Origin of the sequence: Anatilimnocola aquadivae (assembly GCF_049819085.1) — a bacterium.
GTDB lineage: Bacteria > Planctomycetota > Planctomycetia > Pirellulales > Pirellulaceae > Anatilimnocola.
Window position 1 is genome coordinate 7,862,891 of sequence record NZ_CP187419.1, and the last position, 15,540, is coordinate 7,878,430.

Consider the following 15,540-nt stretch of genomic DNA (forward strand, 5'->3'; position numbering starts at 1 on the left):
TCGCCGGTTGTGGAGGGAGCCCGACAGTGCAACCACCCAAGGCAGAGCTTGTGCCGGCCGACGCGGTGACACCTGAGATGCCCTCGACGGATGAGAAGTAACGGAAAGAGCAGAGACCAACGAACAAGGCCGAGCAAAGTTCGCTCGGCCCTGATGCTGATTGATGGTTTGCAATCGCTGGCGACTACGGGCCGAAGCCACCGCCGGGATTGAAGGTGTTGGGGTCGAAGCCACCGGGGCCTGGTCCGCCGGGAGGCGTGCTGGGCTGCAATTGCTTGATGCCGTCCACTTCGAGCTTGCGGAACGAGTCGATACCAAAGCCTTCGTCCTTGGCGCCGCTCGAATCCTTGACGATGTCGGCCCGGCTGAGGTGGATCTTCTTGTACACGTCTTCCGAGATGACGTAGTACCAATCGGCAAAGCGGCCGTTCAACTCGGCGACGCGGCCGGTAGCCTTCTTCTTGCGTTCTTCCCAGTCTTCCATCTTGCGGCGATTCTCTTTGCGGATCCGTTCGATGGCTTCCTTGTTCAGGTCGATCACCGGCGGCGGGCCTGGCTTGACGGGCTCTGATCCAGAGGCCGGATCGGCAGCCTTGTCGTCGCCCTTCTTCTCTTCTTCCTGACAGCTGGCTGGATCATCGCCACCACCGCCCGACTTCTTGTCGGCATCGGCTGGCTTCTCGCCGGCGGGAGCCGGTTCGGGGGCAGCAGGGCCGGCAGGTTCGGCTTCGAGCTTGGGAGGTGTGAGAACGTCTGGCGCCACTTGGGCCGAGACGAACAGGTAGCGATTCATGGTGCCATCAGCAGAGTCTTGCTTGGTGGCGACATTGCCGAACCGCAGCTTGTATTGCACGCCGTCCTTCATATCGACGATGACTTCGCCGTTGGCGGAAGCGAGTTCCAGCGTGTTCTCGTCGGTGTTGCGACCAACCGGATAAAAGCCGAGCTCTTGCAGCGACAGCAGGCCTTCGCGGTTCTTGAGCAGTTCGTCGCTCAGCTTGAGTTCGGCATCGAGGCCCGCGGGCTTGCGTTCGACATCGACAATTTTCAGATCGTCGAGCGCGGTCTTTAGATCGTCGAGCTTTTGCTTGTTGAGTTCTTCTTGTGGGCCCAGACCATCAGCAACCGGTTGATTGCGCGAGAAGCGAGTCAGTTCGTCGAGCCGCCATTCACCCTTTTCGGTGTTCCACGAAATGGTGGCGTCCATGCGAGGAAAGCTGGCATAGCGCCCCTGAGCACTGGGCAGCACGTTGTAGTCTTTGAGGGTGACCTTCGAGACATCAAGCGCGTTGAGCTTGAGCAGGTCCTTTTCGATCCATTGATCGAAATCGGTTGGCAACTTGGCGATATCAATCTTCGCGACGTACACCACGTCTTCGCTGGGCTTGCGCACAAAGCGGAGGTTCGGCAAGTTTTCACCATCAGCGCTGGCCGGCTTGCCGACAATCAAACGGAACAGATCGTTTCCCTTCGCGTCTTGGACGGTCACGAGTGTGCCGACCCCTTCATCTCCCGCTTTGGTCTTTCCCTTGACTGGTTCGACGACGCCGAATTGTTGATGCTCTTCGGCGACTTCGCTGACCTTGTCGAGCGGCTTGAGATCGATCAGTTCGACGGCGACATCTCGCAAACGCCCCACGGCATCGGCGGGATAATTGTCGCGCGAAGGGATCGCCCAGCTGCCCGTTTTGGACTCGGCCACGCGAAACGGCTTCATCTCGCCGAGCTTCTCATCGAACTTGTTGATCTCCAGGCTCTTGGCGGCCAGCGGATCTTTGAAGTCCGGAAAGAGGGGCTTGTCGCCGACCACCGTGTCTTGTCCAGCCGGTCGCGTCCGCGCGAGCTCCATGCCCACGACTAAGGCAATCACGCCGGCGACGGCCACATGGAGTAGGGTGCGTGTCTTTTCGTTCATTTGGATCAATCTCCCGGAGGAGCGAAAGGCTTGTGTTCTTTGGAGGACAGGAGAGACCAACGGGAACTAGTAGCGGAGGCGAGACTTCGAGACGCCCTCGCGTTCGCGAACGCGGCGCTGAGCATACACCAGCAGGCCAATGACCAGCGGGAAGATCAGCGGCAAGGTTGTCGCGGCGATCTTGATCGAGTTCTGCGTCGACTCGATCTTGCGATCGCCATCGCGGCGAATCTTCTGCTGCTCCGATTCCAGCTTCTTTTGAGCCTGTTCCTTCTTCACTGTGGCGTAGCGGTTCTGCACCTCACGCACGCGGTCAAGCTGCTCTTGCTGAGCTTTAAACTCAGCCACTTGAGCCGGGTCGAGTTTTCCTTCGTCACTCAGTTTCTGCAACTCTTCGGTCTTCTTCTGCAGTTCTTCGGTCGCCTTGCGAACGGTTTCTTCGTTCTCGGCGATCGACTTGGTGAAGGCCTCTTGATGCAGCTTGAGCGACTTGGCTTCTTCCGAGCGAGTTTGAGCGACCTTGTCTTCGATCAATCGCAGGGTGCTATGACGAGGCTTGCGAGAACGAATCTCGAGGAAGCGATCGTCGCCCGCGGCGAGGTCGATGGCGTTGAGAGCGAAGGCGACGTTATCGAAGCGGAAGTTGTTGTCCGCATCGGGATTGTTGCGCAGTTGCAGGAACTGGCTATCGAGCACGTCGATATCAGCGACATAGACGCAGTGGATACCGGCGGGCTTCTTCGCCTCGTCAGCCTTGTCATCGGTCTTCTTGCCGTCAGACTTATCTTCGGACTTGGGAACCTCGGAGCGAATATCGGCAGCGATGATGTAGCGGCGATCGCTGCGACCCGCTTCGTATTCTTTCCGCATTTCGCTGAGGTTGCCTCGATTGGCCATCCACTTGTCCACGTCGAGCGTGCCTGTGTTCTCCGAAGCGGTCGTGACCAGTTCGGTAAACTTGAGCTTGGAACCAATGGCTTGCTCGATGGCGCTTGGGAAGGGGAACAAGATTTCTTCGAAGCCCGCCACAGCCGGAGCTTGCGAGTTGAAGACGTTCTTGGCACCCGGAGCTTCTTCGCGAATGAAGACCAACTCGGGACCGATGCCGGGCATCTGGAATCGCGGATAGGGATTGTAGTCCTGCCAGACAATGGTGCCCGGGACTTGGGTGGGATTGCCATTGTCACCCTGCGGCTTGATGCCCAGGGCGCTCCACAGAGCGCGAATGTCCCCCTTTGGCGGCGGCGGTCCACCACCCATACCCATGAAGCCACCCTGCGGCGGCTTGGGTTGATTGGTGCCGACCACCGAGCCACCGCCCAGAACGATCGGAGCGGGATCTTCGAAAATCGCACAAGGCTGGCCAGCCTTGATGGCGTCGACGACGTTGGCCAGTGCTTGCGGGCCAAGACCCGAAGGCTGGACGACGAGCAGGGCCGCGTACTTGCCGAGTTCGATCGGAGCTTCGGGATCGACTTGCTCGACCCGATATTGTTTTTCGAGTTCTTCGATGATGGCTTGCTTGGGAATGTTGCGAGGCTGCATTCCCTGCATGCTGAAGCCGCCGAACATCTGAGCGTCAGTCGTGACCACGCCCAGCTTCTTGCGATCGCCCTTCGAGACGGTCGCGATGGAGCGAACCAGTTCGTACTCAACGGGAATGCCGTTGCCGAAGAAAGGAACGACGACTTTCTCGAGACCACAGGTGAACGCCGCACCCATGATCAGTTCTTCCTGACGCATCTTTTCGTTAGCACGGCTGAGAACCGTTTGTTTCTTGATGCCGAAGCGGCTTTCGGCGCGGGCGGCTTCTTCCGAGAAGGGTTCGAGGTTGTCGTGCATGCGGACGGTGATCTTGCCACCGCTGCGCTGGGCCAGTTCCTTCAAACCCGAGATCAAATTGTACTTGGTCTTGATGAATTCCTTCGGCACTTCGGCGCTGATGAAGGCATCGATGGTGACGGGCTTTTTGGCGTCGATGGCCGAGATCAGCGTGAGGCTGTCGGGCGCGAGTGAGGCCACTTTGCCCGACGTGAGATCCCGGCGGAACAGTTCGTGCCGCGAGAGGAAAAAGCTGGCCCCGAGCATGGCGATGAGCAGGCATTCCACCCGCAGCATGTAATGCCCGAGCATACCGCCCTGCATCGCATTGATGATCGCACTGACATTGATCGTGATCAGCGAGAGAATCAGCAGCGTACTGCCGGACCACGAGAGAGCCAGGATGGCTCGCGGGTTGCTGACAAGCGACGTGACCAGAAAGCAGACGAGACCCAACAGGAACAGGCCGAGCGAAACACCAATCGTGAGCGTGGTGAGTTCGGACTGTGTTTTATCCTTGGTGCGGCCCGACCAGTGACGGCGGCCGATCAAAATGATGCTGATGTAAATGCCCGTCGCGATGATGGCCAGAAAGTAGATCGTCGACGATAGGCTGATCACACCGCGGCCAAAATCGTCGAACCGGCTCGCCAGGCTCCACTGCATCACCTGGTTCGAGATCGACGGCGTTGCCAGCACACGATCGGTGTAGCTGATGGCCACCAGAAACATGTTGAAGATCATGCCCAGCACAAAGCTGACCGTGGCATTGTTCGTGAGGAACGAGGCCACCATGCCCAGCGACAACATCGCCAGACCCATGAGCCAGTAGCCGAAATAGGTCGTGAAGATCAGGCCGACGTCGAGGTCGCCCAGCGACAACAGCGTGAGGACGGTGTAGCTGGCGAACTGCGAAAACAGCAGCGAGAACGTGAAAATGGCAGCAGCGGCGAGGTACTTACCGAGCACGATATCAAAATCGGTGGCGGGCAGAGTGAGCAGCAATTCGTCGGTACCTTGCCGACGTTCTTCCGACCACAGACTCATGGTGATGGCAGGAATGAAGAGCAACAGCACCCACGGCATGTAGCTGCTGAGCTGATCGAGATTGGCGAGGTTCGACGTGAAGAACTGATCGGGCCAGACGGCGCACACCGAGGTGAGCAGCACGAACACGCAGAGGAAGACGTAGCCCGTGGGATTGCTGAAGTAGCCAATCACGTTGCGCTTGACGAGCGCGAACGAGGCCTTTTTGAACATGGCCAGCGGAATCAGCAGCGCACACAGGGCCGCGACAAAAATGACGTCGATGACCAACAGCTTGATCAGTTGCAGGAGTATTTCGCCCATTGTCTCTATCTCGTTCTCGGGATCAGTGCCTTGATTCGTGCGAAACCAGTCTTGGGAAGCCCGTCGTTGGGAACTAAGCTTCCGCCACCGAGGCCCGCGTCAGCCGATGGAAGGCCGCGTCGAGCCCTTGGCCGTTTTGATCCAAGTCTTTCACCGAACCGTCGTAGACGAGTCGGCCTTCGTTGATCATCACCACGCGACTGGCGATGGCTTCGACTTCTTGCAAGATGTGCGTCGAGAGCAGAATCGTCTTCTCTTCGCCGATACGGCGAAGCGTGCGGCGTACTTCGGCAATTTGATTCGGATCGAGACCAGCGGTCGGTTCGTCCATAATCAGCACATCGGGTTCGTGCAGCAGGGCCTGAGCCATGCCAACGCGCTGGCGAAAGCCTTTCGACAATTTGCTGATCGGCTTGTGTACGACGCTGGAGAGGATGCAGAGGTCGATGACCGCTTCGATCCGTTCCTTTTTCTTGGCGCCGGTCAGCCCGCGAGCATCGGCGAAGAACTCGAGCAGCGAGTGCGGGGTCATATCGGGGTAGAGCGGGCCATTTTCCGGCAAATAGCCCAGTCGTTCGCTGCCGGCGAGACGATCGGTGGCCATATCGTGCCCGGCCACTCGCGCGACGCCGGCTGATGGGCTGAGATAGCCCGTCAGCAGTTTCATCGTCGTGCTCTTGCCGGCACCGTTCGGTCCCAGGAAGGCGACGAGTTCGCCTTTGGCGACGCGAAAGGAGACATCGTTCACCGCGGCGAAGGCTCCATAGAACTTGCACAGACCGACGGCTTCGATCATGGCGGGTGCGGTGGAGCGGCTCTTCGGTTGGGGGTCAGCCATATTCGCTTGTACCTGACAAACCAGGGAGGAATCAAAAAACGTGGGAGCTGGCTGACAGTCGCGCGTGGGTCCTGCGCGGCTAGCTGCTCGCAGACTGTCCGGGCAATAGGTCGCCATCAGAGCCCGAGTAGGGCCGATGGAAGCGCATTCGCGCGGCAGTAAAGCCCAGTAGTATAACGGCTTGCTGCGCCTGCTCAACCGGCAAAGGGGGATAAACTCTCCCGCCTGACCCAGTTTGACATATTGCCTTGCCAGCTTCGCTACGTAGCACGAAGGCGAAAGGTTCGCTGGCGGAACTGCCGCCTGCGAGGCATCTGCTGGCACGAGAAACCGCCAGCAAATTGGCAGCTAGCTGGCCCGTTCAAAGCTTCGTTAGACTTGCCTTGCCCTGCTCGCCAAGGGCCACTAGAATCCCGCCCGCTTGTCGTAAGGTCTTTCGAAAGCGGAGCTTATTCCGAAAGAGTCGTTTCCATCACCGCGGCAAAACTGCTTCGCGGCGATCCCCATGTGTGCCTGGCAAGGAAGCCGAGCGCTGAAAACCGTTCATCCCCCACGACGTTGCCCGCCTGGCGACGCGCTCTCGGTAGCGCGTCGCGGTGCTCTCGCTGCGCACGTAGTTCGGCAAACGGCGCAGGGTTTCTTGAATCATTGTGCCGCACTTTGCGGCGCGATCTTGCTGAGCGTGATTCTCGCCGCGCCAGTTGCGGGTGCCGGAATCGAACTGCCGCAAGAAGAAGTAAATCAACCGGTCAGCATTCGCGCGACCGAGGCTTCGCATTGGAAGCAGGGCTCGTACGATGTCTACGCCCTGCGCGGTCAGGTCGAAGTTCGCCAAGGTTCAACAGTAGCCTCCGCGCCGGAAGCGGTGCTGTGGATCGATCGCGCCGAACCCTACACGGGCCGCGCGAGCAAAGTGATCGCCTATCTCGAAGGTCCGCGCAATAGCGTGCGAGTCGACGTTGGTCGCAGCGGCGCGCAGCACACCCAAGGTGGGCGCGCGGCCCAGTCGCTCGTCGATCGTACCTGGCTAGGCTGGTTCTATACCGAGGCCGGCATCGAACTGAGTGTTCCCGTTCCCACCGAAGAACCGAGCGTGAAGCCGGCGATCTTCGAGCGGGGCCTCGATGCTCGCGATCCCTCCAATTTTGGTGTGCAACCTGCCCAGCTTCGTCAGGAAGAGTTGGCCGCTCCCGTTGGTCAACCTGCGCCACCGACAGGACGACGCGTTCGCTTTGTGCCCCGTAGTGGCGGCCGGATGAACTTCAGCACCGAAGTAGATAATGCAGCCAACGAGCGAATCGTGACGGGAACAAGCGGAGTCCAGATTCTGATCGATGGTCTCGATCAACTCGGTTCCGTGGCCATTGAAACCGATCGCTTCGTGGTCTGGACCGCGAACACGGGCCTCACCACACCCACGGGCCAGCAGATGGACCTGAACGATGGTCCGTTGGAGTTGTACCTGGAAGGGAACATTGTGTTCCGCCAAGGGGACCGCATCATCTATGCCGACAGGCTGTACTACAATGTGCGGCAAGAGTTCGGCGTCGTGTTGGAAGCCGAAATGCTAACGCCCGTGCCGCAGTATCAAGGCTTGTTGCGGTTGAAGGCTGATGTGCTGCAGCAAGTCAATCGCCAACAGTTTCGCGCGTACAACTCGGCCCTCACGAGCAGCCGCATCGGCGTGCCTCGCTACTGGCTCCAGTCCGAAGACATCAATGTCATCGACATGCAACGGCAGCCGATTGATCCCGTGACGGGTCTGCCCGCGGTGAACCCGGCGAACGGCCAGCCCGCGGTTGAGCATCGCTTGCTGGCGACCGCGCGCAACAACTACATCTATCTGTTCGAGACGCCCGTCTTTTACTGGCCGGTGATCGCGACCGATCTGACGAGCCCGACGTACTACCTTGAGAACATCAAGGTGAATAGCGACCAGGTCTTTGGCCAGCAGCTATTGCTCGACTGGGATCTGTATCAACTGCTGGGGATTCAAGAGCCGCCGCAGAACTCGAAGTGGACGCTCTCGACCGATTATCTCAGTCAGCGTGGCTTGGCGCTGGGAACGACGTACCGCTACGAGAGTGAGAACTTCTTCGGCTTACCGGGACCGTACAAAGGCTATTTCGATGCTTGGGGCTTGAAGGACGACGGCACCGACAACCTGGGTCGCGATCGCCGCGTGATCGTGCCCGAAAAAGATTGGCGGGGCCGCGCGATTCTCAATCATCGTCAGTACCTGCCCAACGAGTTTGTACTAACCGCCGAACTGGGCTGGATCAGCGATCGCAACTTCCTGGAGCAGTACTACGAACTGGAGTGGGACACACTCAAGGACGAAGATACGGGCATTGAATTGAAGCAGTACAACGACAACACGTCGTGGAGCGTCGCTGCCGATGTGCAACTGAATGCGTTCTTCACCAAGACGCAAGGCGCGCGGCTCGATCACTTTTGGATGGGACAATCGCTGCTGTTCGATCGACTCACCTGGTATGAACACTCGAGCGTCGGCTACGCCGACATGAAGGCCGCGAGCACGCCCACCAACCCCGTCGACTTGGCCAAGTTTCAGTTGCTCCCCTACGAACGAAATGTCAGCGGTCCAAAGGCCTTCACACGCCAAGAGATCGATGCGCCGGTTGAACTTGGTCCCGTGAAGTTCACGCCGTACCTGCTCGGCGAAGCTGCCTATTGGGGAAGCGACCTGAACGATGAATCCATCAGCCGCGTCTATGGTCAGGGAGGCATCCGTGCGGCTCTGCCGATGTGGACCGCCGATCAAAGTGTCTGCAGCGAACTGTTCAACTTGAACGGCCTCGCGCACAAGGTGACCTGGGAAGCGGAGTACTTCTACGCCCAGTCGAACCAGAACGTCGATCTGCTGCCGATGTACGACGCGCTCGACGATGACTCGACCGAAGCGTTCCGCCGCCGCATGCTCTTCAACACCTTCGGCCTGACGTTCGGCGATCAGATTCCCAAGCAGTTCGATGCTCGCTACTTTGCCTTGCGACAAGGTTTGCAAAGTAGCGTGGCTTCGCCCGTCACCGAAATTGCCGATGACCTGACTGAACTTCGCCTCGGCGTAAAGCAGCGTTGGCAAACGAAACGCGGGTTGCCCGGACAGGAACGCATCGTCGACTGGATCGTCCTCGACATCGACGCGGTCCTGTTCCCGCAGGCCGATCGCGACAACTTCGGCGAAAACCTGGGCATGATCGACTACGACTTTCAGTGGCACGTGGGCGATCGACTCACGTTCCTCTCCGACGGCTTCTTCGACATCTTCGATCAGGGCATTCGACAGGTGACCGTGGGCGCGCTGCTCAGCCGACCAGAGTCGGGGAACGTCTATCTGGCCATGCGTTCGACCGAAGGGCCGATCAGCAGTAACGTGCTCGCCGCTTCGACCAGCTATCGCATGAGCGAAAAGTGGATCGCCACCGCGGGAGCCAGCATCGACTTCTCGAAGGCTGGCAACCTGGGGCAGAACGTCGCCTTTACGCGCGTGGGCGAATCGTTCCTGATCAAAGTGGGCGTCAACTACGATGCCAGCCGCGACAACTTCGGCGTGAGCTTTGGTCTCGAACCGCGCTTCCTCCCCAGCAGTCGCCTGGGCCGTGTTGGCGGCGTGCAAGTGCCGCCCGCCGGAGCGTTGGGGCTGGAGTGATCCAAGCAGCCAGACGCGTGAGCGAGGGACATTTCCTGCGAGCCTCTCTCGTCGCCGACGATACTCTCGCTTAGGCTTGGCGTTTATGAAACCCAGTTTCCGCCTGAGCCTGTTGGAACTCTTTTTTCTGATGACGCTCATGGCGCTCGCTTGCGCCGCGATGATCAGTGCGTCATCTACGGCGCGCGCCATCGTTGCTGCGGTCGGCGCCGGCCTAGCCTGCGTCTGTATTGTCGCTGCCTGTTCGCCCCGCTCGCCTTGGCGCTGGACAGCAACAGCGGCCCTCGCGGGCGCTGTCTTGTTCTTCAATGTGTTTGATTCGCTGCAACTCTATTCGCTGATCGACTATCTCATTCCGTTCGGACAAAAACCCGGCGAGCCTTCTTACCTTTCGAACTACCGCTACGAAATTGCCAAGTTGCTGGGCTCGACGTTCTTCGGCGGTGTTCTCGCGTTCGTTACTCGCTCGCTGAATGGCAGTGAGCACCCCACAGAATCGGTGGTCCGACGTACAGAAACATGAACGCCAAGCTTCGCGATTGGCGCAGACTTCGCGCTAGACTCTGCCCGAGTCGTATGCTGTAATGAAAGGGCTGTTGGGACTGCTGGTCTTTACCGACCGAGCTGGCTTGTCATGCCTACCCGCTTTCAACCCACCTGCGGGAATTTCCGATGCGCAATACCCATCCCTGGGTTCGCACCCTCGCGTTTGCCTGGAATCTTCTGGTCTCCGGTGCCTGCGTTAGCCTTGGTTTTGCCACCCACGCCTTCGCCGCCGATCCGCCGATTGACTTCAATCGCGATATTCGCCCGATCCTCTCCGACAACTGCAACAAGTGTCACGGTTTCGACCCCAAGACGCGCGAAGCGGGTCTGCGGCTCGATACGCACGAAGGTGCCATCGCCAAGCTGGAGTCCGGCAACCAGGCGATCGTGCCCGGCAAGAGCGCCGAGAGCGAACTGCTAAAGCGAGTCACTTCGACCGACGCTGGCGAGCGGATGCCGCCGCCGGACTCTGGCAAGACAATCTCGCCACAGCAAGCAGAACTTTTGAAGCGCTGGATCGATCAAGGAGCCAAGTATCAAGGGCATTGGTCATTCGTCACGCCCGTTCGTCCACCGCTGCCGGAGATCACCGCGAAAGATCGGGCTCGGAATGCCATCGATACATTCATTCTCGCCCGGCTGGAGAAAGAGAATGTGCAACCCTCGGCCGCGACCGACAAGATCACACTCATTCGTCGCGTTACTTACGACCTGACTGGCTTGCCACCGACCATCCCCGAGATTGAAGCCTTCGTCGCCGATCAATCGCCACAAGCCTACGAAGTGCTCGTCGACCGCTTGCTGAAGTCGCCTCGCTACGGCGAACACATGGCCCGTTATTGGCTCGACGCTGCCCGCTACGGCGATACTCACGGCCTGCACTTCGACAACGAACGCTCGCTGTGGCCCTATCGCGATTGGGTCATTCGCGCCTTCAACGAAAACCTGCCTTACGACAAGTTCACCACCTGGCAAATTGCCGGCGACTTGCTGCCCGAAGCCAATCAAGAACAGAAGATCGCTTCGGGCTTTAATCGCTGCAACATCACTACCAGCGAAGGTGGCTCGATTGCCGATGAAGTGCTCGCGCGTTACGCCGTCGATCGGACCGAGACGATGTCGACGATCTTCCTCGGCCTGACCATGGGCTGTGCCGTTTGCCACGATCACAAGTTCGACCCGGTCACGCAAAAAGAGTTCTATCAACTCTATGCCTACTTCAACTCGGCCGCCGATGCCGCCATGGACGGCAACGCTCTGCTTCCAGCGCCGGTGATGAAGATTGCAGCCCCCGATCAACTCGCCAAGCTGGCCGAACTCGAGAAGCACGTGGCTAGTCTGCGCAAGCAGATGGACGAAAAGATAGCCGCCATCGAATACACCGATCCCACACCGGACAGCGATGCTGCCAAGCCGCTCGAACCGGCCGAGTATGTGTGGATCGACGACACCACACCTCCTGGCGCGAACCTGCAAGGCGATACGCCGTGGAAGTTCGTCACCAAAGAGGATGGCGTGGTGAACAGCGGTGAGAAGGCGACGACTCGCAAAGCGACCGCCGTCAGTCAGCACTTCTTTACCGAGGCCAAACCGGGCCTGATCGTTGGCGAAGGTGACAAGCTGTTCGCCTACATCTATCTCGACCCGCTCGATCCTCCCAAGACCGTGATGCTGCAGTGGAATGACGGCGCGTGGGAACACCGCGCGTTCTGGGGCGAAGATCTCATTCCCTTTGGCGGTGGCGATGTCCCCGGCCATCGTCGCCTGGGCGATCTTCCCGCGCGGGCCGAATGGGTTCGCCTGGAAGTGTCTGCCGAACACGTCGGCCTCAAGCCCGGCGCAGTCATCAACGGCTGGGCCTTTACACAATTCGGTGGCACCGTCCACTGGGACACCGCCGGCATTGTGACTCGCACGCCGCAAAACGGCCAAGGCTTTGAGTCACTGGCTGCGTGGCAGGCCTACCAAAAGACGCAAAAGAAATCGACGTTGCCCAAGGAAGTTCAAGACGCACTCAAGCCTGCTGTCGACAAACGCAACGATGCCCAGAAGAAGACGATTCGCGATTACTTCCTGAAGAACGTCTACAGCAAGACGACAGAACTTCTCGCGCCGCTGCAAAAGGAAGTCGACAAGGTCGAAGCCGAGCGCAAGGCTGTCGATACTGCGATTCCCGCCTCGCTCGTCATGGCCGATATGGCCAAGCCGCGCGATACTTTCATCTTGATTCGCGGCGCCTACGACAAAAAGGGAGAGAAGGTCGAGCCCGGTACTCCCGCCGTGTTGCCGCCACTGCCGAAGGACGCGCCGGCCAATCGACTGGGTCTGGCCCAGTGGCTCACCGATCCGAATCATCCGCTGGTCGCACGCGTGACCGTGAACCGTTTCTGGCAGCAGTACTTTGGCACGGGCCTGGTGAAGACTGCCGAAGATTTTGGCACTCAAGGAAACCTGCCGACGCATCCCGAGTTGCTCGATTGGCTCTCGCGAGAGTTCATCGAAAGTGGCTGGGATGTGAAGAAGCTGCAAAAGCTGATCGTGATGTCGGCCACCTATCAACAGTCGTCGAAGATCACGCCGGAACTGCTCAAACGCGATGGCCAGAACGAACTCCTCGCACGCGGACCTCGCTTCCGGCTTGATGCCGAAGCCATTCGCGACTCAGCGGTGTTCGCCGCCGGTCTGCTCACCGAAAAGCCCGGTGGCCGCGGTGTGAAGACCTATCAGCCTGAAGGGATCTGGGAGGCTATCTCGTTTAAGGGAAGCAACACCGGCACCTACACGCAGGATCAAGGTGACGCACTTTATCGCCGGAGCATTTATATGTTCTGGAAGCGAACGGCACCTCCTTCCGCTTTGCAAACGCTGGATGCTCCGTCGCGCGAATCGTGCGTGGTCCGTCGCACGCGAACCAACACGCCGCTGCAAGCGCTGCTGCTAATGAACGATCAGCAGTACATCGAAGCAGCCCGCAAGTTGGCCGAACGAGCCATGAAAGAAGGTGGCGAACAGCCCGAACAACGGCTGACCTATATCTTCCGCCTCGCCACCGGCCGTGTGCCCGCCGCCGATGAACTGGCCGTGCTCACACGAGTGATGAACAAGCATCTGGAAGGCTACACCGCCGACAAACCAGCCGCCGAAAAGCTCCTCGCCAACGGCGCTGCCCCGCGCGACACCACCATTCCCGTTGAGCAACTGGCTGCTTATACGATGACCTGTAATCTCATTTTCAACCTCGATGAAACGATGACCAAGGAATAAATCCGTCCTTCCCATCTCATTGATACTTCAAGCGGAAATACTGTGGTTGACCTAGGCGAATTTTCACTCGACCGAATGGTGCGTGCTGTGGAAAAAGTACGTGAACGGCTGCTGCGCGCGACGGCGGCCTTGTCTTTACATCAAGTTCCTTATGCAGTTGTCTGCGGCAACGCCGTGGCTGCTTGGGTCTCGCGCGTCGATGAAGCTGCAGTTCGCAATACTCAAGATGTAGACATTCTTATTCGCCGAGCAGATTTACCACTGGCGAAAACGGCATTACAGAATGCGGGCTTTGTTTATCGCCATGCAGCTGGGATTGACATGTTTCTTGATGGAGCAAGCGCCAAGGCACGAGATGCCGTGCATGTGGTCTACGCTCAGGAACGCGTCCGCCCTGAGTATTTGCTAGTCACGCCTGATGTTGCCGAGAACGATGAGAGCGGTGCTTATTCGGTGCTGCAACTGGAATCTCTTGTCCGCATGAAACTGACGTCTTTCCGCGATAAAGACCGTACTCATTTGCGCGACTTCATAGAGGTCGGACTCATCGATGAAACTTGGGTCCGCCGATTTGCCCCCGAGTTGGCAATTCGTCTTCAATCGCTGCTTGATACACCACACGGTTAATCTGATTACGAGAAACACCTATGTCCCCCTTCGAACAACAGGCCCTCCAAGAAACCCGTCGCTACTTTTTCGGTCGCATGGCCACGGGGCTGGGCACTGCAGCGCTCGCGTCGGTGATGAATCCGCAACTCTTCGCTGCTGATGCTACGAAGCCGAATCTCGACCCAATGGCCAGCCTGGGCGAGTTGAAAGCGCTCCATCATGCCCCCAAGGCCAAGCGTGTGATCTGGCTATTCATGGCCGACGGTCCGTCGCAACTCGACCTTTGGGATCCCAAACCCAAGTTGGGCGAGTTCTTCGACAAGGACCTGCCCGAGAGTGTGCGCAACGGCCAGCGCATCACCACGATGACCTCGGGGCAATCGCGGTTTCCTTGTGCACCGTCGATGTTCAAGTTCGCCCAACACGGCAAGCATGGTGCCTGGGTCAGCGAACTCCTGCCGAATCTGGCGAGCGTCGTCGACGACATGGCGATCATCAAAACGATGCACACCGAGGCCATCAATCACGACCCGGCGATCACGTTTATTCAAACGGGCAGCCAAATTCCTGGTCGCCCTAGCATGGGCGCATGGGCCAGCTATGGCATCGGCAGCGTGAACGAAGACCTGCCCGCCTATGTGGTGCTGCATTCACGCATCGCCGCTGGCTCACAAACGCAGGCGCTCTTCTCGCGACTTTGGGGTTCGGGCTTCCTGCAAACGAAGCATGCGGGCGTGGCGCTGCGCAGCAGCGGCGACCCGGTGCTCTATCTATCGAATCCTCCGGGCGTCTCGGCCGAAACGCGCCGTACCATGCTCGATGGTCTCGCAGAAATGAATCAGAAGAAACAGGAGCAGGTCGGCGATCCGGAAATTGCCAGCCGCATTGCCCAGTACGAAATGGCGTTCCGCATGCAATCGAGCGTGCCCGATCTCGTCGACATCTCGCAGGAATCGGCCGATACGCTGGCGATGTACGGCGACGAAGTGAAGACGCCTGGCACCTTCGCCTATAACTGCCTGCTCGCGCGTCGCCTCGCCGAACGCGGTGTTCGCTTCACGCAGGTATTCCTGCGAGGCTGGGACCATCACGGCAACCTGCCGAAGCAAATTCCGAACCTGAGCAAGGCCATGGATCAACCGGCCGCGGCCCTTATCAAAGATCTCAAGCAGCGCGGCATGCTCGACGACACGCTCGTTGTCTGGGGCGGTGAATTCGGCCGCACGGTCTACAGCCAAGGGACGCTCACCAAAGACAACTACGGCCGCGACCATCACCCGCGCTGCTTTACCATGTGGCTCGCTGGCGGCGGCATCAAGCCGGGCATCGTTCACGGCGAAACCGACGACTTCAGCTACAACGTCACCGAGAACCCCGTCCACGTTCACGACCTCAACGCGACGATCCTGCATTGCCTCGGCGTCAACCACGAACGGCTCACCTTCCGCTTCCAAGGCCGCGACTTCCGCCTGACCGATGTGGAAGGGAAGTTGGTGAAGGAGATTTTGGCGTAACCGACAAAAG

The 15,540-nt window shown here is 59.0% G+C and carries 8 protein-coding genes; 5 read left to right on the forward strand and 3 right to left on the reverse strand.

Translation table 11 applies throughout. From position 1 onward, the window contains the following. Positions 1 to 184 precede the first annotated feature (184 nt). From NA78x_RS31090 to NA78x_RS31100, 3 genes are all read right to left on the reverse strand, one after another. Positions 185 to 1,915, reverse strand: a complete 1,731-nt coding sequence (locus NA78x_RS31090; protein ID WP_425616277.1) for a DUF4340 domain-containing protein — start codon at positions 1,913 to 1,915, stop codon at positions 185 to 187. Positions 1,916 to 1,981: 66 nt separating this feature from the next. Beyond that, entirely contained in the window at positions 1,982 to 5,086 is a 3,105-nt protein-coding gene (locus tag NA78x_RS31095) for a Gldg family protein (protein ID WP_425616278.1), read from the reverse strand. 73 nt (positions 5,087 to 5,159) lie between these two features. Continuing rightward, positions 5,160 to 5,924: an ABC transporter ATP-binding protein gene (locus NA78x_RS31100; protein ID WP_425616279.1), complete on the reverse strand. Its 765-nt coding sequence runs from the start codon at positions 5,922 to 5,924 to the stop codon at positions 5,160 to 5,162. Positions 5,925 to 6,564: 640 nt separating this feature from the next. On the opposite strand from NA78x_RS31100, the gene NA78x_RS31105 reads away from it, so the two are divergent. The 5 genes from NA78x_RS31105 to NA78x_RS31125 all read left to right on the forward strand — a co-directional run bounded on the left by NA78x_RS31105 (position 6,565) and on the right by NA78x_RS31125 (position 15,530). Then, positions 6,565 to 9,597 (forward strand): organic solvent tolerance protein OstA, encoded by a 3,033-nt coding sequence (locus NA78x_RS31105; RefSeq protein WP_425616280.1) that lies wholly within the window; start codon positions 6,565 to 6,567, stop codon positions 9,595 to 9,597. A gap of 85 nt (positions 9,598 to 9,682) precedes the next feature. Then, on the forward strand, positions 9,683 to 10,120 hold the full coding sequence (locus NA78x_RS31110; RefSeq protein WP_425616281.1) for a hypothetical protein: 438 nt from the start codon (positions 9,683 to 9,685) through the stop codon (positions 10,118 to 10,120). Positions 10,121 to 10,269: 149 nt separating this feature from the next. Continuing rightward, positions 10,270 to 13,407, forward strand: a complete 3,138-nt coding sequence (locus tag NA78x_RS31115; protein ID WP_425616282.1) for a PSD1 and planctomycete cytochrome C domain-containing protein — start codon at positions 10,270 to 10,272, stop codon at positions 13,405 to 13,407. 42 nt (positions 13,408 to 13,449) lie between these two features. Then, entirely contained in the window at positions 13,450 to 14,034 is a 585-nt protein-coding gene (locus NA78x_RS31120; RefSeq protein WP_425616283.1) for a hypothetical protein, read from the forward strand. A 20-nt stretch (positions 14,035 to 14,054) separates the two neighbouring features. Next, a complete protein-coding gene (locus tag NA78x_RS31125) occupies positions 14,055 to 15,530 on the forward strand; it encodes a DUF1501 domain-containing protein (RefSeq protein WP_425616284.1) in 1,476 nt (491 codons plus the stop codon). Positions 15,531 to 15,540 lie beyond the last annotated feature (10 nt).

Coding starts and splice junctions, on each gene's coding strand:
- NA78x_RS31095 (WP_425616278.1), bottom strand. CDS start 5,086: ATGGGCGAAATACTCCTGCAACTGATCAAGCTGTTGGTCATCGACGTC.
- NA78x_RS31125 (WP_425616284.1), top strand. CDS start 14,055: ATGTCCCCCTTCGAACAACAGGCCCTCCAAGAAACCCGTCGCTACTTT.
- NA78x_RS31100 (WP_425616279.1), bottom strand. CDS start 5,924: ATGGCTGACCCCCAACCGAAGAGCCGCTCCACCGCACCCGCCATGATC.
- NA78x_RS31090 (WP_425616277.1), bottom strand. CDS start 1,915: ATGAACGAAAAGACACGCACCCTACTCCATGTGGCCGTCGCCGGCGTG.
- NA78x_RS31115 (WP_425616282.1), top strand. CDS start 10,270: ATGCGCAATACCCATCCCTGGGTTCGCACCCTCGCGTTTGCCTGGAAT.
- NA78x_RS31110 (WP_425616281.1), top strand. CDS start 9,683: ATGAAACCCAGTTTCCGCCTGAGCCTGTTGGAACTCTTTTTTCTGATG.